Here is an 18,365-nt window from a genome sequence, read left to right on the forward strand (position 1 = left end):
GAGAAATAAGATGAGTAGAGGTACACGTACATTCGAAATCTACCGCTATGATCCTGATAAGGATAAAGCACCGTATATGCAGACTTTTAAACTAGAGTTGACGGACAAGCATCGTATGTTGCTTGACGCACTTTTAGCGTTAAAAGTTCAAGACGAATCATTAACATTCCGTCGTTCTTGCCGTGAAGGTATTTGCGGTTCAGATGGTGTGAATATCAATGGTAAGAATGGTCTTGCGTGTTTATGGAACTTGAACGATTTACCTGAAAAAATCGTCATTCGTCCATTGCCTGGTCTGCCAGTAGTTAAAGATTTAGTTGTGGATATGAATCAGTTCTACGATCAGTATGACAAAATTCATCCATTCTTAATCAATAATCAACCTGCACCACCAAAAGAGCGTTTACAATCTCCAGAAGAGCGTGAGCACTTAAATGGTTTATATGAGTGTATTCTTTGTGCATGTTGTTCAACGTCATGCCCATCATTCTGGTGGAATCCGGATAAATTCTTGGGTCCTTCAGCATTGTTGAATGCATATCGTTTTATTATTGATTCTCGTGATACTGCGACACAAGATCGTTTATCACGTCTTGATGACCCATTCTCATTATTCCGTTGTAAAGGAATTATGAACTGTGTGTCTGTATGTCCGAAAGGCTTGAATCCAACAAAAGCAATTGGTCATATTCGTAGCATGTTGCTCGATCAAGCGGGTTAATACGATGTGAAAAAAGGGCGTACATCTTGGGATGTACGCTCTTTTTTTATTGGATTTTTAATGAGATGGTTGTTTTTTGTTCGAGCGAGTGAAGGATAAGTTTTAAGCATTGAAAAAGTAGCAACAGACCCGATATAAATGGATGGATAATAATAGATTATTTCTTGTATGTATTTCGCTAATTTATAGGTGGTATGTGTCAAAAAAATCAATTGAAGTGACAGATCATGTTACGATTTAACAAACCACTATATGTGAAAAACACACCATATTTTTGGTACATTTTTTCTACATAAGTGTGATCCAGATCAGTTTATAAATAATTTTATAAGCAAAGTTTAGAACCGCTTTAGAAAAAGCAAAAAAGTCTTTGTTTTTTCTAAGTCGATTTGCAAAAAATTGCTCAGCTTCGGTTGAGTATATAAGTGAGTGATGATGCCATTGAGGGCGTTATGATTCATTGTATGCATTAGTAAAAGCTAATGTTTATAACGCCCCTTGGTCATGAGTATCTGATGGGTGAATGTCAATTTACCGATTTGGCATTATCAATCATGGGAGTGCTTAAAAAGCACCCTCTAATGTTTTTGCAATAGGAAATGGGTCCACAAATGCAAGAAGTTGCTGACGCATTGCGTCTTGATACTGAACTTTCCGCTGATAGTGCAGCGTATATTGAAGAGCTTTACGAACAGTACCTTTCTTCTCCAACCTCAGTAGGTGAGGATTGGCGTCAATATTTCGATAAATTCCCTAAAGGTGACCAACCGCACGGAAACATTCGTGAGCAATTCTTATTATTAGGTCGTAATTCAAGTCGTGTTCAGCCTGTTGTGCAAAGTGAAGTAAGTACTGAGCATGAGCGTCGTCAAATCGGTGTTTTGCAACTGATTGCAGCATACCGTAACCGTGGTCATCAAAAAGCGAAGCTTGATCCACTAGGTTTGGCTAAACGTGAAGATGTGCCAGATTTAGATCTTGCTGCACATGGTTTAACCAAGTCTGACCTAGATACAGTTTTCAATGCTGGAAATTTGGCGATTGGTAAAACTGAAGCAACTTTAGGTGAAATGGTTAGCGCAATGGAGGCAACATACTGTGCTTCTATTGGTGCTGAATATATGCACATTGTTGACACCAAAGAAAAACGCTGGATTCAACAACGTCTTGAAGGTGCACGCGGTCAGTTCGGTTTCTCGGCAGATCAAAAGAAACATGTACTTGAACGTTTAACTGCTGCTGAAGGCTTAGAAAAATTCCTCGGTAATAAGTATGTTGGTGCGAAGCGTTTTGGTGTAGAGGGTGGTGAATCTTTTATTCCAATGGTAAACGAACTTATTCAACGTGCAGGTTCTGTAGGTTGTAAAGAAGTCGTAATTGGGATGCCACACCGTGGTCGTTTAAACTTACTTGTGAACATTATGGGTAAAAACCCAGCTGATTTGTTTGGTGAGTTCGAAGGTAAAACTTTAGCTAAAAAAGGTTCTGGTGATGTTAAGTATCACCAAGGTTTCTCATCAAATGTGATGACACCTGGTGGCGAAGTTCACTTGGCTTTGGCATTTAACCCATCGCATTTAGAAATTGTTGGTCCTGTGGTTGAAGGTTCAGTTCGTGCACGCCAAGTACGTCGTAAAGACATTGGTGGTGATGACGTATTACCTGTAATCGTACATGGTGATGCTGCATTTGCTGGTCAAGGTGTCAACCAAGAAACCTTCCAAATGTCACAAACGCGTGGTTATACCGTAGGTGGTACGGTTCATATCGTAGTCAACAACCAAGTTGGTTTTACTACATCTGATCCACGTGATGCACGTTCTACTGAATACTGTACTGACATTGCAAAAATGATTCAGGCGCCAATTTTCCATGTAAATGGTGATGACCCTGAATCTGTATTGTTTGTTGCGCAATTGGCACATGATTTCCGTCATACATTCCGTAAAGATGTTGTGATTGACATGTTCTGTTATCGTCGTCGTGGTCATAACGAAGCAGATGAGCCAGCAGCAACACAACCAATGATGTATCAAGTGATCAATAAAAAAGCGACTACACGTACGCTTTATGCGGATCAATTGGTACAAGAAAAAGTATTAGATCGTTCAGATGCAGATGCTTTAGTTGAAAAATATCGTGAAGATCTTGAAGCAGGTAACCATGTTGCCAATGCTTTAGTGCTTGAACCAAATGACAAAATGTTTGTGGACTGGAAACCGTATCTAGGCCATGAATATACAGATGTTTGGGATACGACTTTCCCAATCGAACGCTTAAAAGAAATTGGTACGAAAATGCGCGAATTACCGGAAGGTTTCGTGATGCAGCGTCAAGTGTCTAAAGTGATCGATGAACGTTTGAAAATGCAAACTGGTGAAATGCCATTAAACTGGGGTGCAGCAGAAACTTTAGCTTATGCTTCTATCCTTGATGATGGTTTCTTGGTGCGTTTGACTGGTGAAGATGTTGGTCGTGGTACATTCTCACACCGTCATGCTAAGCTACATAACCAAGTTGATGGTTCGGTTTATATTCCACTGTGTCATATCAAAGAAAACCAGCCACGTACTGCAATTTATGACTCATTATTGTCAGAAATGGCTGTGCTTGCATTTGAATATGGTTATGCAACAACATTGCCAAAAAGTTTGGTCATCTGGGAAGCTCAGTTCGGTGACTTTGCAAACTGTGCGCAAGTGGTTATTGATCAGTTCATATCATCTGGTGAAACCAAATGGGAGCGTGTGTGTGGTTTAACATTGCTTCTTCCACATGGTTATGAAGGTCAAGGTCCTGAGCATTCATCTGCACGTCTTGAGCGTTTCTTACAGTTATGTGCTGAAGAAAACATGCAAGTGATTACACCTACGACACCTGCACAGATTTTCCATGCAATGCGTCGTCAGGCAATTCGCCCAATTCGTAAGCCAATGATCGTGACTTCACCGAAGTCGTTACTTCGTCATAAACTTGCAACTTCAACTTTGGAAGAGCTTGCAACTGGTACATTCCAGACTGTGATTGATGAAGTGGATCAAATCAACAAACAAGATGTAACACGTGTTGTACTTTGTGGTGGTAAAGTTTATTACGACTTACTTGAAAAACGTCGTGAAGAAAACTTGAACATTGCGGTGGTACGTGTTGAACAATTGTACCCATACCCAGAAAAACGTCTTGCTGAAGTGCTTGCGACATATCCGAACATAAAAGAACTTGTTTGGTGTCAAGAAGAACCGAAGAACCAAGGCGCATGGTTATTCATTGCTCCTCGTTTATACGAAGGTGTAATGAAGTCTGCTCTACAAGTTCAAATTAGCTATGCAGGACGTGAAGCTTCAGCTGCACCTGCATGTGGCTCACCATATTTGCATGCAAAACAACAAGCTCAGCTCGTGAATGACGCACTTGCGATCGTAGCTGAACAATCAGGAGAATCTAAATAATGGCAACCGAAATTAAAGCACCGGTGTTCCCAGAGTCAGTTGCTGACGGAACAATTGCAACTTGGCACAAACAACCAGGTGAAGCGGTATCACGTGATGAAGTCATCTGTGATATTGAAACGGATAAAGTTGTTTTAGAAGTTGTTGCTCCTGCTGATGGTACTATCTCTGCAATCATCAAAAATGAAGGTGACACAGTTCTTTCTTCTGAAGTTATTGCGACATTTGAAGAAGGTGCTGTTTCTGGCGCTACTCAAACTCAAGCAGTTCAATCAGAAGAGAAAGTAGAACAAGCTGCGGCACAAACTCAAGCGGGTAATGCACCTGTTGTTGAACGTGCTCAAGTACAAGATCAAGCACCTGCAGTGCGTAAAGCTTTAACTGAAACAGGTATTGCTGCTGCGGATGTAGATGGTACTGGTCGTGGTGGTCGTATCACCAAAGAAGATGTTGCAAATCATCAAACTAAACCAGCTGCTGCTGTAACACCATTAAGCGTTGCAGTTGGTGAGCGTATTGAGAAACGTGTTCCAATGACACGTTTACGTAAGCGTGTTGCTGAACGTCTTCTTGCTGCTACACAGCAAACTGCGATGTTGACTACGTTTAACGAAGTTAACATGAAACCTGTGATGGAAATGCGTAAGCAATATAAAGATGCTTTCGAAAAACGTCATGGTGCACGTTTAGGCTTTATGTCATTCTTCGTTAAAGCTGTAACTGAAGCACTTAAACGCTATCCTGCGGTAAATGCTTCAATCGACGGTGATGATATTGTTTATCATGGATACTATGATATCGGTGTTGCGGTTTCTTCTGATCGTGGTTTAGTGGTTCCAGTATTACGTAATACTGACCGTATGAACTATGCTGAAGTTGAATCAGGTATTGGTGCGTATGCTGCAAAAGCACGTGAAGGTAAATTAGCAATTGAAGATATGACTGGTGGTACTTTCACAATTACCAACGGTGGTACTTTCGGTTCATTACTTTCAACACCTATTTTGAACCAACCACAAACTGCTATTTTAGGTATGCACAAAATCCAAGAGCGTCCTATGGCTGTAAATGGTCAAGTTGAAATTCTTCCAATGATGTACTTAGCGCTTTCTTATGACCATCGTATGATTGATGGTAAAGAAGCTGTAGGCTTCTTGGTAACTGTTAAAGAGTTACTTGAAGAACCAGCTAAACTAATCCTTGACCTTTAATTCTTTAGAATAACAACACGAGTTTAGAGTGATCCTTTAAACTCGTTTTTGGAGATAAGCATGTCTCAGTTTGATTTAGTTGTAATCGGCGGTGGGCCAGGTGGTTATGAAGCGGCAATTCGTGCTGCTCAACTTGGTTTCAAAGTTGCGTGTATCGAAAAACGTGTACACAAAGGTAAGCCATCTTTAGGTGGTACTTGCTTAAACGTAGGTTGTATTCCTTCTAAAGCACTTTTAGATTCTTCTCATCACTATGAAGATACTCTTCATGGCTTAGATGTTCACGGTATTACAGTTGAAAATGTCCAACTTGATCTTCAAAAGCTTCTTGCTCGTAAAGACAAAGTTGTAGATAACTTAACTGGTGGTGTTGCTCAATTGCTGAAAGGCAATGGTATCGAGTGGTTACAAGGTACGGGTAAACTACTTGCTGGTAAAAAAGTTGAATTCACACCATTAGAAGGTGGTGATGTTCAAGTTTTAGAACCTAAATTCGTAATTCTTGCAACTGGTTCTGTACCTGTAAATATTCCTGTAGCAAAAGTTGATGAAGACCTTATCGTTGATTCAACAGGTGCTTTAGAATTCCAAGAAGTGCCTAAACGTTTAGGTGTAATTGGTGCAGGCGTAATTGGGCTGGAACTTGGTTCAGTATGGCGTCGTCTTGGATCTGAAGTTGTTGTGTTCGAAGCATTAGATGCATTCTTACCAATGGCGGATAAAGCGTTGGCAAAAGATTATCAAAAACTTTTAACAAAACAAGGTTTAGATATTCGTATTGGTGCTAAAGTTTCAGGCACTGAAGTGAATGGTCGTGAAGTGACTGTTCAATATAATCAAGCAGGCGAAGATAAAACTCAAACTTTCGATAAATTAATCGTTTGTGTTGGTCGTAAAGCGTATGCAGAAGGTTTATTGGCTGAAGATTCAGGCATTAAATTAACTGAACGTGGTTTGGTTGAAGTGAACGATTGGTGTGCAACGTCTGTTGACGGTGTATATGCAATTGGTGACTTGGTGCGTGGCCCAATGCTTGCGCATAAAGCAATGGAAGAAGGTGTAATGGCGGTTGAGCGTATGCATGGTCATGCTGCTCAAGTGAATTACGACACCATTATTTCAGTGATTTATACACACCCTGAAGCTGCATGGGTAGGTTTGACTGAAGAGCAAGCTAAAGAGAAAGGTCACGAAGTTAAAACCGGTCAATTCCCATTTGCTGTCAATGGTCGTGCTTTAGCTGCCAATGAATCTGCTGGATTTGTGAAGTTTGTTGCAGATGCAAAAACAGATCGTTTATTGGGTATGCATATCATTGGTCCTGGTGCTTCTGACATTGTTCATCAAGGTATGATTGCACTTGAATTTGTATCTTCTGTTGAAGATTTACAATTGATGACTTTTGGTCACCCAACTTATTCTGAAGTCGTTCATGAAGCAGCGCTTGCTGTTGATGGGCGTGCGATTCACGCGATTCAGCGTAAACGTAAATAACACAAAAAAGAGCGGTTTCGACCGCTCTTTTTACTTTTGATGGTTGTTTTTAATTGAATAATCATCTAAAAATAAAAGAACAAACTTTAATAAATGCCGATAGTTATTGTGATGGAAGTCTAATTATTGGTGTGTCATAACAATGTGAAAAGTAGTAAAAGGTAAAACATGAATCTACATGAGTATCAAGCGAAAACGCTGTTAAAAAAATATGGTATGCCAGTTCAAGAAGGCATTTTAATCACTACGCCTGAAGAAGCATCTGCTGCCTTTGAGCAAATTAGTGGCAAATTCGCTGTGATGAAGGCCCAAGTCCATGCAGGTGGTCGTGGTAAAGCGGGTGGCGTAAAAGTTGTTAAGTCAAAAGAAGAAGCAGCTGAATATGCAAAAAGCCTGTTAGGTACTCGTTTAGTCACATATCAAACTGATGCCAATGGCCAGCCTGTAAATAGTATCCTTGTTTGTGAAGATGTTTATCCTGTAGAACGTGAATTGTATTTAGGTGCAGTGGTCGATCGTTCTAGTCGTCGTGTGACATTCATGGCGTCTACAGAGGGTGGCGTAGAAATTGAAAAAGTTGCTGAAGAAACGCCTGAAAAAATTATTAAAGTCGAAGTAGATCCATTAGTTGGTTTATTGCCATTCCAAGCGCGTGATGTTGGTTTCCAGTTGGGTTTAAAAGATAAGCAAATCAGCCAATTTGTAACTATCATGACAGGCGCGTACAAAGCATTTGTTGAAAATGACTTTGCACTATTTGAAATTAATCCACTTTCCGTTCGTGAAAATGGTGAAATCTTATGTGTAGATGCCAAAGTCGGTATCGACTCAAATGCACTTTATCGTTTGCCTGAAATTGCTGCGATGCGTGATAAATCTCAAGAAAATGAACGTGAGTTAAAAGCATCTGAATTTGACCTCAACTATGTTGCTCTAGAAGGCAATATTGGTTGTATGGTAAATGGTGCAGGTCTTGCAATGGCAACAATGGATATCATCAAACTGTATGGTGGTCAGCCAGCAAACTTCCTTGATGTTGGTGGCGGTGCAACCAAAGATCGCGTCATTGAAGCATTTAAAATTATTCTTTCAGATTCATCTGTACAAGGTGTGTTGATCAATATTTTTGGTGGTATTGTACGTTGTGACATGATTGCTGAAGCGATTATTGCAGCGGTTCAAGAAGTAAATGTAACCGTACCTGTTGTTGTTCGTTTGGAAGGCAACAATGCGGAGTTAGGTGCTAAATTACTTGATGAATCAGGTCTAAAATTAATTTCTGCGAACGGCTTAGCTGATGCCGCAGAAAAAGTTGTTGCTGCTGTGAAAGCGTAAGGAGTATCAATCATGAGCGTATTAGTTAATAAAGACACAAAAGTATTGGTACAAGGCTTTACAGGTAAGAATGGTACATTCCATTCTGAGCAATCAATTGCATACGGTACAAAAGTAGTTGGTGGCGTAACACCAGGTAAAGGTGGTCAAACTCATATTGGTCTACCTGTTTTCAATACAATGCGTGAAGCAGTAAAAGAAACGGGTGCAAATGCAACTTCAATTTATGTACCTGCTCCATTTGTACTAGATTCAATTGTTGAAGCAGTAGATTCTGGTATTGAGTTAATCGTGGTGATCACTGAAGGTGTGCCAACCTTAGACATGTTAAAAGCCAAACGTTACCTTGAAACTTATGGTAATAATGCACGTTTAATCGGTCCAAACTGTCCAGGTATTATCACACCGGGCGAATGTAAAATTGGGATTATGCCAGGGCATATTCATCAACCAGGTAAAATCGGGATCATTTCTCGTTCTGGCACATTGACTTATGAGGCGGTTGCTCAAACGACTAAGCTTGGTTTAGGTCAGTCTACTTGTATTGGTATCGGTGGTGACCCAATTCCAGGTATGAATCAAATTGACTGCTTAAAACTTTTCCAAGAAGACCCTCAAACAGAAGCAATCATCATGATTGGTGAAATTGGTGGCAGTGCGGAAGAAGAAGCTGCTGAATATATTCAATCTAATGTGACTAAACCTGTTGTTGGTTATATTGCGGGTGTAACAGCGCCTAAAGGTAAGCGTATGGGTCACGCTGGAGCGATTATCTCTGGCGGTAAAGGTACTGCTGAAGAGAAGTTTGCTGCATTTGAAAAAGCGGGTATGGCATATACGCGTAGCCCAGCTGAACTTGGTTCAACTATGTTTGATGTCTTAAAAAAGAAAGGCTTGGTTTAATTTAATTTTTAATTTTTTAAGCTAAAAAATGGGAGCCAATTGGCTCCCATTTTTATTGGTTGTAGAGTATTAGTTGTAGATTCTTGATTGTTAGTATTTAACTTTGTAATCAAAATAAAAAAAGGGAATTTATATGAGATGGGTGATCTGTAATTAGCCTTTGACTAAACCACCATCCACAATCAAATTTTGTCCTGTTACAGCACGTGACCACGGTGATAAAAACATCAGCACGGCATCTGCAAACTGCTCAGGTGTGGTGACTTCTTGTAAGGGCGTAGAGGCTGCGATTAAATCAAACACTTGATCAGGTGTTGCACTACTGGCATCAGTCTTACGTAATAGACCACCTGAAAGCATATTTACATTAATACCATACTGACCTAAATCATGTGAAGTGGTTCGAGTAAAAGCCAAAAGTGCTGCTTTAGCCGCAGTATAATCATGATAAGGAACCACAGGATTTTGCACGAGATTGGTTCCAATATTGATGATTCGACCAAAATGATCTTTTTTCATATCTTCTAGCGCAGCTTGGGTGGTGTTTAAAGCGGCTTTTACTGCACTGTCCAATTGCTGTTGCATACTGTGCCAGCTCAGTGTTTCAACTTTTGGACGTAGATCACCATCAAATTTAAATGCCAATAGTGCATTATTAATCACTGAAGTGATTGCATGTCCATAATGCAGTTTTGCCTTTTTAAACATCGTGTTGACTTGATCTGCATCGGTTACATCTGCTTTGTAAATAAAAACCTGTTCGGCATGTTCCTTAGCAAGCTGTTGTGCGGATTCTTCACTATTGAAATAATTCACCACAACTCTTGCACCTTCACGAATCAAAGCATGGGTAATTGCAAGTCCTAAACCACGTGCGCCACCAGTCACTAGAATAATTTGATCTCGTATTTCCATGTTCAAATCAACTCATTTGATATCAATTTAATTTTAGCACTTTTATCGATCAGACACTTCGATTGAGAGATGAGTTACAAAGTTTATCAATTGCACATACTCAAGATGAAAAATATAAAAAACATCTAGAGAAATTTAAGCATCTTAGTGGATTGATTACATATGAATATTCAAATAATTAAACTTTTTAAATCCTATTGATAAAATGATGGCTCAGAATGATAGTTAATTGGTTTAACATATTGATCATATTATTTATAATTAAAACGAAATGCATTTGATATTAGGTGTGCTTCAGCCATTCTGATTTATATGTAGGCTACAATTAGACTGATCATTTAAGTGACTTATAAACAAACAGAGGAGACAACCATCTTGTTTTATGATTGGTATAACTCCGATAAAAATCATGAATTGATTAGGCAAAACATGCGATCTATTTACCCGCTCAATTTAATGGTCATTTTTATATTTTTCATAAATTCAAATGTTTATGCTTTTGATGATCTGGAACTTATGGTAGAAGAGGCACAAAATCAAGTTGTGGAATATCAAGATGAATTATTAGGACAACCAGATCAATTGCAAGATGAGCAATTATTTAAAATTGAAAATCAAGGAAATAGCCTAAGTGATACTGAAATGAGCATTGAGCGAAATGATATTTTTTTTGAACAAGACCAATTGCAAAAAAAGCTAGCAGAACAGCATGAGCATGAATTGGCAGATTATTCAATTTTAACCAATAAATTTTATGAAAATGAGCGTATTCGGGTGTTCAATTATACTGCTTACAATGTACAACAATTAAAGACATCATTGCTCAATCCTTCAAATGATAATCCTGCATCAAGTGAGCTTTATCTTTCTTTTGGTTATGGCATTGAATTTAAGATCAATGCTTTAAACAAAGTGGGTTATGAATACATCTCTAGTTTTCCTTATGATCGTGGGCAATTATTGCGTCTGTTTTGGATTAGAACGCTGACTTATTAACAATAAATATTTTATCGATCATTTTTATTACCATGAAGAAATCATGTTGGAAATACTACAACTTGAAACATAAGCTTGTTTAGCACTACACATTAAAAGACTAACTTAAACAAAATGAGATGAAGAGGTGAGTCATCATGTTAAACAAAGTTATTGTGTTGGGTGTAGTTGCTATTTCATTAACCGGCTGTATTGTTGCACCATTTGATGATGGTCATCGAGGTGGTCATGGTCGTTATGATCAGCGACATGATTCGGATCATCGCAGGGATCAGCATCGTGATGGTGATCGACATCGTTATGACCGAGATCGCAATGATCGTGACTGGAATTGGAAAGGACGTTAATTCTTTATCTTAAATATAAAAATGGGCAATGTATGCCCATTTTTTTCTATCTTGTTGTTTGAAAATATATGAATGAAGTAATTAGGGTCTGTTGACAATTCGTCTACGTTTGCGACTACAAGTGGTTTTTGGATGATACAAGGCAAGAACTATTAAACTTAATCATTCTAAATGATGAGAAACATCGTTTCGAAAGGTAACGACGTAGCGGTAAAAACCACTCTAGTCCCCACTGCGCCTTGCGCTGCAAACAAAGCAGTGCTTTGTTCTTGCTCAGGGTTGTGGCTAAAATTATCTCAGCCTACGTTATGAAACTCGAAAATAGTCTCGCTATTCTCTTCGTTTCCTGCTTTACGACGTATACGTCTCATGCCCAATTTTAACCTACAACGCAAGTCATTTATGAAATGTCTACAGACCCTATATTATTTTTTTAAATAAACCTGCTTGTACTACACCAGCTTTGGTTTGTTTCTGTAATTGCCATGTTGAGGGTAAATTCAGTTGATTTAAGCCACGATCTGCTTCTACATAAATCAATGCTTGATCAGATAAGTATTGATCCGCTTTTTGAGCCAATTCATCCCATAAATTTAAACTATAGGGTGGATCTAAAAACATTAAATCAAACTGTTCATTTAAATTGGATAAGGCTTGTTGTGCTGTTTGTGTTTTTAGCTGACAGTTATCAGCTTTGAGCAACTGAATATTGTCTTTTAAAAATTTAGCTTGCGTGGCATTGGGTTCAATCATGATCACGTGCCTTGCACCACGTGAAAGTGCTTCAAATCCTAAAGCACCTGAACCAGCACAAAGATCTAAGACTTTGGCATTTTGAATATCCCACATGAGCCAGTTAAACAATGTTTCACGTACTCGATCAGGTGTGGGACGTAAACCATCGATATCAGCAAAAGGAAGAACTCGACGTTTCCATTCTCCACCAATAATACGTAATTGGTTTTTCACTTTATTATTCACTGATATCAGCCTCAGGTACAGGTGGAGGAGTGGGTTGCGTCGAAGTCGTACTATGACCTTGAGTTGGTATACGGTTTTGGGTAGCCGTATTGGTCTGCGTATTTGGCTTCGGTTTAGGCAAGGCATTTGGATCTGCTGCAAGGGAAACATCACCACTTGGCAGTTCACCCGGTTTGATGCCGGCTGTCATTAAGCCCCCACTGACTTGATGATTAAGCGGTACAATTGGATTCTTTTTGCGAGTTAGCAACCAGTAATCAAATACAGGACGAGCAATTTTGGCAGCAGAACCACCATGCTTACCATTTTCCCAAATCACGGCAATGGCAATTTCAGGATTTTCAGCAGGTGCAAAACCAACAAATAAACCGTGGTCTAATTGTCTTGATGTCAGTGCAGCTTCGTTATAGCGTTTGCCTTGCGCAATACTCTTCACCTGTGCTGTACCTGTTTTACCTGCGATTTGGTACATCGGTGTACGGATACCTCGGCCTGTACCTGTTTGAATAACATCAACCATTGCATCGCGCATTTTGACCCAGTCGTCATCCGTACCACTAAAGTTGATTTTTCCTGTCGGGGCATTGAGTACTTCATGCTTTTTCGCCCCTTTAGATTCACGTAATACGTGTGGGGTGACATGCGCACCATGGTTGGCCGTAATTGCCGTTGCCATAGCTAACTGTAATGGAGTGGCAGTAAATGCACCTTGACCAATACTGACAGAAATGGTTTCACCTTTGAGCCATTTACTCTTACGAGTACGCATCTTCCATTCAGGACTTGGATATAAACCTGTACTTTCGCTTGGTAAATCTACACCCGTTTTTTCACCGAAACCAAATTGACGCATCCATTCATTCATTCGATCTATACCCATCTGGTAAGACAAGATATAGAAGTAAGTATCACAAGAAACCACTATAGATTTATGTAAATTGACAGCGCCATGCCCAGTTTTTTTCCAGTCACGGAATTTATGTGAATCACCAGGTAAATGGAAATAACCAGGATCGGAAATTGTAGTTCCCCAATCCACAGTTTTAAAATGGATGCCACCTAAGCCTTCCATTGGTTTGATGGTAGAACCGGGAGGGTAAGTCCCTTGAACAGCGCGGTTATAGAGTGGTTGGTCTAAGTTGTCACGTAAAGCAGTATAGTCCGCATGCCCAATACCTGTCACAAATAAGTTCGGGTTGAAACTTGGGCTGGAAACAAGCGCTAATATTTCACCAGTGCGTGGGTCAATTGCGACGATTGCACCACGACGATCTTTAAGTTGTTCTGCTGCAATAGTTTGCAAACCATAATCCAATGAAAGATATAAATCATTGCCTCTGGTTGACTCTTTACGACCTAAATGGCGTAACACATTACCATGTGCATCAGCTTCAATCGATTCATAACCAGGAACGCCATGAAGTAATTCCTCATAAGATTTTTCTACACCAATTTTCCCGATTAGGTTTGTGCCAGCGTAACTATCTTTATCAATTGCTTTAAGTTCTTTATCGTTAATACGACCAACATAACCCACCACATGAGCAAACAATTCACCATGTGGATAATAGCGAGTCATTTGAGTTTCAATATCAACACCTGGAAATTGAAACTTTATTTCACTAAAGCGAGCAATATCTTGTTCTGTTAGATTTAGCTTTAAGGTAACACGTTCTGTTTTTTTAGAGGTTTTAATGCGGCTATTAAAACGGTCGATATCTTCTTGATTGAGATTTAAAATTGGAATCAAGCGCTTAACAGTGTCATCTATATCTTCGACATCGGCTTTGCTCAATGTTGCGGTAAAAACAGGGTAGTTATCTGCAAGTAAAATCCCATTACGATCATAAATATAGCCACGTGCTGGTGCTATAGGTTGTAGTCGAATTCGGTTTTTATCTGACGCTTCACTAAACTCTTGATGATGAAAAATTTGCAGATAAGCATAGCGTGCAACTAGAAGGCACATAAAAAATGAAACAATACCAATCGCAAAAAAGACACGACCACGGAAGATGCGTTTTTCTTGTTGGACATTTTTTAGAGGAAACTGCTGCTTCATACGTCGTCGGCTTTAGTACTTAAAGATGGGTGAATTTAGGGGTCAAGCATTTTACCCTAGATTGCGTCTTAAAAATTAAAAAACACAAATAAGTCATCAAAATATATTTTAACTAAAAACTGTAATTGATTTTGTTTCTTAGATGAGACCGTTTACATTTCATTTGAAAAATACGCATCATTGTAAAGCTAGGCAAAATGTCAATAGCCCCTATATGGATTTGACCTTAGCGACATTAAATTTATAGTGTTTTGTATATGAGTGCTAAAATAATTCTGTTAAAGTCGAGCCTTAAGGATAAATATATTCGACCTAAGTTAAGATTAGGGATAATGGAGAAAATAATGAAAAAAATCTTTCCCTTATTAATATTGGTTGCTGTCGGAAGTTTCGCGCACGCTGATGTTAAAGATTATTTGCCAGATATGAAGGGAATTTTACCAGAGGCAAAGTTTAAGCCTGAAGATGCTTCTAAATGGAATATCGGTGCGGGTGTAACACAACAGATGGTTCATGCAAATGGTGAATGGGTAAATCCTTATGGAATTGCCTATACTAAATTAGGTGTTTTTTATAATGGTGACCATGAGTTTGCAGGCCAAGTCGGTTATAGAATTCCTGTAGTATTAAATGGTAAAGATAAAAATGGCTTCTATGTAGGGGTCTATGGCGGAACACTTAAAAGCAAAAAAGTGGACGGAAGTGATGAAGTCCAATATGGTGGTGGTGCCGATTTATCTTATGTTTTATTGAATAAAGAGCGTATAAGTACATTTAGTGTGGGGATGGGTGCAGGTAGTGAACTTCATAATAAAAATGGAGATATGATCCTAGAGACTCGTCCACAAATACAATTTGCTTATACCTTAAGTGTCGGGTTCTAAAGTTTTATGATTTTATCTATATCCTTCGACCGCAAATAGAAATAAATACGAGAGTCATGCATGTTGGAATACGTTAATGGTTTGTGGCACGCTTTTACAGCTCGACCTGATCATCTTGCCATTTTAAGTATCATCCCAGTGACGGCCTTTGTAACGTGGGCGCACGTTTGGATGGCACTGAAAATGGTATTTTATCCAATCACGTTTTGGGGATTTCATATTGGTCCCTTACCTGTAGGATGGCAAGGGATTGTGCCACGTAAAGCTGGGCGAATTTCAGGCATTATTACAGACAATACATTATCCAAACTAGGTTCTTTGCGTGAGTTTTTAGATGCAATGGACCCTGAAGATATGGCTCGGATTATCGGTGAACAAGTCGGTTTCGAACTTGAGCATTTGATTGATGAGGTGATGTTAGATCGTAATGCGGTTTTGTGGGAAAACCTACCTTATTCGATTAAACGGCGAATTTATGGTCAAGCGCATAAACAATTGCCGGGTGTTTTAAGAGAACTCGTGACCGAGCTGACTATGAATGTCGAGTCACTGGTCAACATGCGAGATATGGTCGTAACTCAAATGGAAGGCGATCGCCGTTTGATGGTCCGTATGTTTTTAAAAGTTGGACAAAAAGAAATTAACTTTATTTGGCATATTAGTGCAGTCATTGGCAGTTTCTTTGGTATTTTTCAAATGTTTGTCTATGTATTTGTTCCTCAACATTGGACTGTACCTTTCTTTGCTGCAGTCTGGGGCTTTTTAACCAACTGGATTGCAATCTGGATGGTTTTCAATCCTGTAGAGCCACATTATGTACGCTATCCACAATTTTTTGAACGGACAAAAGATCGAAAATTTCCATGGATTAAACCTGTTATTCCAAGAATTGGCACTTATAATGTTCAAGGTGCGTTTATGAAACGCCAAGAAGAAGTGTCAGATGTTTTTGCAAGTGTCGTCACTGAAGATTTGATTACATTAAAGTCAATCATGACTGAAATGATGTACGGTCCTAAGAAAGAAAAAACCCGTCGTATTGTAAAGCGTCATATTAACGAAATTATGGAAACTCCATTGGTTCGTACCTCTTTACAATTGTCTTTAGGACTAAAAGAGTATGCAAAACTCAAGACAGACTTGATTGATCGGTCAATTGAAATTACGATGGTGCCTGTTTGCGACCCTGCGTTTAATGCGAGCCGTGCACAGAAAATTTTTCAGATGTTTAAAGAGCGGATCAGAGAGTTAACCCCAAAAGAGTTTCAAAACTTGTTACGTCCTGCATTTCAGGAAGACGAATGGATTTTGATTGTACTCGGTGGTGTGACTGGATTTTTTGCTGGTCTAATACATTTATTTGTGGCTTTCTTATAAATTTGATGCCATTACGATGATAAGTTTTAATTTGTCATGGCAAACGGTATCATACATATTGTTTTAAATGAGGATGTTTTTTTATGCGCATTATATTACTCGGACCACCTGGAGCAGGTAAAGGTACACAAGCTCAGTTGATCTGTAAGCGCTACAATGTCCCACAAATTTCAACCGGTGATATGCTCCGTGCTGCAATTCGTGAAGGTACTGAATTAGGTCTTAAAGCTAAAAGTGTAATGGAATCAGGTGGTTTAGTATCTGATGAGCTTATTATCGGTTTAGTGAAAGAACGTATTGCACAACCTGATTGTGTAAATGGTTGTATTTTCGATGGTTTCCCACGTACGATTCCTCAAGCTGAGGCTTTAGAGAACGAAGGGATTAGCATTGACCATGTGATCGAAATTGAAGTGCCAGACGAAGAAATCGTAAAACGTCTTTCTGGTCGTCGTCAGCACCCAGCATCTGGTCGCGTTTATCACACGATTTATAACCCACCGAAAGTGGAAGGTAAAGATGATGAAACTGGCGAAGATCTTGTGCAACGTCCAGATGACGAAGAAGCAACGATTCGTAAGCGTTTAGGCTCTTATCATAATGAAACTGAACAGCTTGTTGCTTTCTATCAAGGGCGTGCAGCTTCTGGGGAAAATGCACCGACTTATAATAAATTGAACGGTTTACGTCCAATAGAAGATGTCCAAAAAGATTTATTTGCGATTTTAGATAAATAAGACCGCATTCAAAGCATTTTTTTAAGCTTTGACAATAACAGAGACCTGATTCATATTAGGTCTCTTTTTTTTGCAAGAGTGGCGTAGAGAGTGAAGTTTGTATTAATTGCCTTGGTCATTTTGAGTATATTGCTTCTTTTGGGCTTATTGTATATGAGCTTTAAATTACTACGCAAAGCACAAAAAGAAGAGCTTCAGCAACGCCGTGAAATGAGAAAATCAGGTAATTACCAAGTGCATCCACAGGTGGCTGAAGAGTGGAAACGGCTTGAAAAGTTGAAGAAAGATTTGGAAAATAAAAAGTAAAATAATTAGGGAGATGAATGCTGAGGATAAATTCATCCTTATCTATCATCGCGCTTCATTCTTCCAAATTAATGAATTTAACTGATGAATTTTTATGATTGAGATGTGTATGCAATTAATTCTAAGTATTTTGTTTATCCATCTACATGTTAAATTCACAGCATTCATATTATAAGAAGACTGTCTAAATGAAATTGATTGCGATAACAGAACATCGTAGCGAATATTTAGAGCTTATTCATTTTTCAAAGGGGACTTTGCTGAACATAGGCGAAAACTATCAAGGCTCGGAGAATTGGGACAATTGGTATTTCTGCACAGTTGACAATGGATTAGAGGGGTGGGTTGCTACTCAAATCATTGAATGGATCAATAAGCATCAAGGCCATGCAATAGCAGATTACACAGCGAAAGAACTCAATGTAGATCATGGCGATCTATTGGTTGGAGAAGAACAACTAAATGGCTGGATTTGGTGTAGCAGATTATCTGATGATCAGTCTGGCTGGGTGCCCTTAGAGGTATTAAGTCAGATTTGATTGAGAACTATTTTAAGATGCTAGCTGTTTCTTCAGAAAATAGCTTCCTCAGGAAAATGACAAAGCCTGATTTTAATTAAATGATGATTATGCTTTGCTAAAATCTCT

16 protein-coding genes are annotated in these 18,365 nt (G+C 39.0%); 13 read left to right on the forward strand and 3 right to left on the reverse strand.

Going from position 1 to position 18,365, the window contains the following annotated elements; translation table 11 throughout:
• Window positions 1-10 precede the first annotated feature (10 nt).
• From AC4CVF_RS02680 to sucD, 6 genes are all read left to right on the forward strand, one after another.
• Window positions 11-721 carry a succinate dehydrogenase iron-sulfur subunit gene (locus AC4CVF_RS02680; RefSeq protein WP_004717284.1) on the forward strand — a complete coding sequence of 237 codons (711 nt, stop codon included), beginning with the start codon at window positions 11-13 and terminating at the stop codon, window positions 719-721.
• A gap of 611 nt (window positions 722-1,332) precedes the next feature.
• Window positions 1,333-4,170: a 2-oxoglutarate dehydrogenase E1 component gene (locus AC4CVF_RS02685; RefSeq protein WP_004717282.1), complete on the forward strand. Its 2,838-nt coding sequence runs from the start codon at window positions 1,333-1,335 to the stop codon at window positions 4,168-4,170.
• A complete protein-coding gene (gene odhB / locus AC4CVF_RS02690; RefSeq protein ID WP_105713590.1) occupies window positions 4,170-5,381 on the forward strand; it encodes a 2-oxoglutarate dehydrogenase complex dihydrolipoyllysine-residue succinyltransferase in 1,212 nt (403 codons plus the stop codon). Before AC4CVF_RS02685 ends, odhB begins: the two co-directional genes overlap by 1 nt.
• 60 nt (window positions 5,382-5,441) lie before the next feature.
• Window positions 5,442-6,875 (forward strand): dihydrolipoyl dehydrogenase, encoded by a 1,434-nt coding sequence (lpdA, locus tag AC4CVF_RS02695; RefSeq protein ID WP_419359419.1) that lies wholly within the window; start codon window positions 5,442-5,444, stop codon window positions 6,873-6,875.
• Between the two features lie 168 nt (window positions 6,876-7,043).
• Entirely contained in the window at window positions 7,044-8,210 is a 1,167-nt protein-coding gene (gene sucC / locus AC4CVF_RS02700) for an ADP-forming succinate--CoA ligase subunit beta (protein WP_004717276.1), read from the forward strand.
• 12 nt (window positions 8,211-8,222) lie between these two features.
• On the forward strand, window positions 8,223-9,113 hold the full coding sequence (gene sucD, locus AC4CVF_RS02705; protein WP_004717274.1) for a succinate--CoA ligase subunit alpha: 891 nt from the start codon (window positions 8,223-8,225) through the stop codon (window positions 9,111-9,113).
• A 153-nt stretch (window positions 9,114-9,266) separates the two neighbouring features.
• Here the strand turns inward: sucD and AC4CVF_RS02710 are convergent, their stop codons facing one another.
• Window positions 9,267-10,028: a 3-oxoacyl-ACP reductase gene (locus AC4CVF_RS02710; RefSeq protein ID WP_004717273.1), complete on the reverse strand. Its 762-nt coding sequence runs from the start codon at window positions 10,026-10,028 to the stop codon at window positions 9,267-9,269.
• Window positions 10,029-10,544: 516 nt separating this feature from the next.
• Between AC4CVF_RS02710 and AC4CVF_RS02715 the strand changes: the two genes are divergently transcribed.
• Both AC4CVF_RS02715 and AC4CVF_RS02720 read left to right on the forward strand, forming a co-directional pair.
• Entirely contained in the window at window positions 10,545-11,024 is a 480-nt protein-coding gene (locus AC4CVF_RS02715; RefSeq protein WP_490788847.1) for a hypothetical protein, read from the forward strand.
• Window positions 11,025-11,161: 137 nt separating this feature from the next.
• A complete protein-coding gene (locus AC4CVF_RS02720) occupies window positions 11,162-11,371 on the forward strand; it encodes a hypothetical protein (RefSeq protein WP_336951784.1) in 210 nt (69 codons plus the stop codon).
• 420 nt (window positions 11,372-11,791) lie between these two features.
• Here AC4CVF_RS02720 and rsmD read toward each other — a convergent pair whose 3' ends face one another.
• Both rsmD and mrdA read right to left on the reverse strand, forming a co-directional pair.
• Window positions 11,792-12,340 (reverse strand): 16S rRNA (guanine(966)-N(2))-methyltransferase RsmD, encoded by a 549-nt coding sequence (rsmD, locus tag AC4CVF_RS02725; RefSeq protein ID WP_171500312.1) that lies wholly within the window; start codon window positions 12,338-12,340, stop codon window positions 11,792-11,794.
• A 4-nt stretch (window positions 12,341-12,344) separates the two neighbouring features.
• The gene (mrdA, locus tag AC4CVF_RS02730) at window positions 12,345-14,414 is read right to left on the reverse strand and encodes a penicillin-binding protein 2 (protein ID WP_336951783.1); all 2,070 of its coding nucleotides are present in this window, start codon (window positions 14,412-14,414) and stop codon (window positions 12,345-12,347) included.
• Between the two features lie 344 nt (window positions 14,415-14,758).
• Between mrdA and AC4CVF_RS02735 the strand changes: the two genes are divergently transcribed.
• From AC4CVF_RS02735 to AC4CVF_RS02755, 5 genes are all read left to right on the forward strand, one after another.
• Complete coding sequence (locus AC4CVF_RS02735; protein WP_336951782.1) at window positions 14,759-15,298, forward strand: hypothetical protein; 540 nt, start codon at window positions 14,759-14,761, stop codon at window positions 15,296-15,298.
• A gap of 60 nt (window positions 15,299-15,358) precedes the next feature.
• Window positions 15,359-16,675, forward strand: a complete 1,317-nt coding sequence (locus AC4CVF_RS02740; RefSeq protein WP_004717262.1) for a DUF445 domain-containing protein — start codon at window positions 15,359-15,361, stop codon at window positions 16,673-16,675.
• 83 nt (window positions 16,676-16,758) lie between these two features.
• Window positions 16,759-17,412 (forward strand): adenylate kinase, encoded by a 654-nt coding sequence (gene adk / locus AC4CVF_RS02745; protein WP_490788848.1) that lies wholly within the window; start codon window positions 16,759-16,761, stop codon window positions 17,410-17,412.
• 90 nt (window positions 17,413-17,502) lie between these two features.
• Entirely contained in the window at window positions 17,503-17,718 is a 216-nt protein-coding gene (locus tag AC4CVF_RS02750) for a hypothetical protein (protein WP_004823188.1), read from the forward strand.
• A gap of 188 nt (window positions 17,719-17,906) precedes the next feature.
• Complete coding sequence (locus tag AC4CVF_RS02755; RefSeq protein ID WP_483770776.1) at window positions 17,907-18,257, forward strand: SH3 domain-containing protein; 351 nt, start codon at window positions 17,907-17,909, stop codon at window positions 18,255-18,257.
• The last annotated feature ends 108 nt before the right edge of the window (window positions 18,258-18,365 follow it).

The sequence above is a fragment of the Acinetobacter sp. LipI_19 genome (assembly GCF_058242925.1).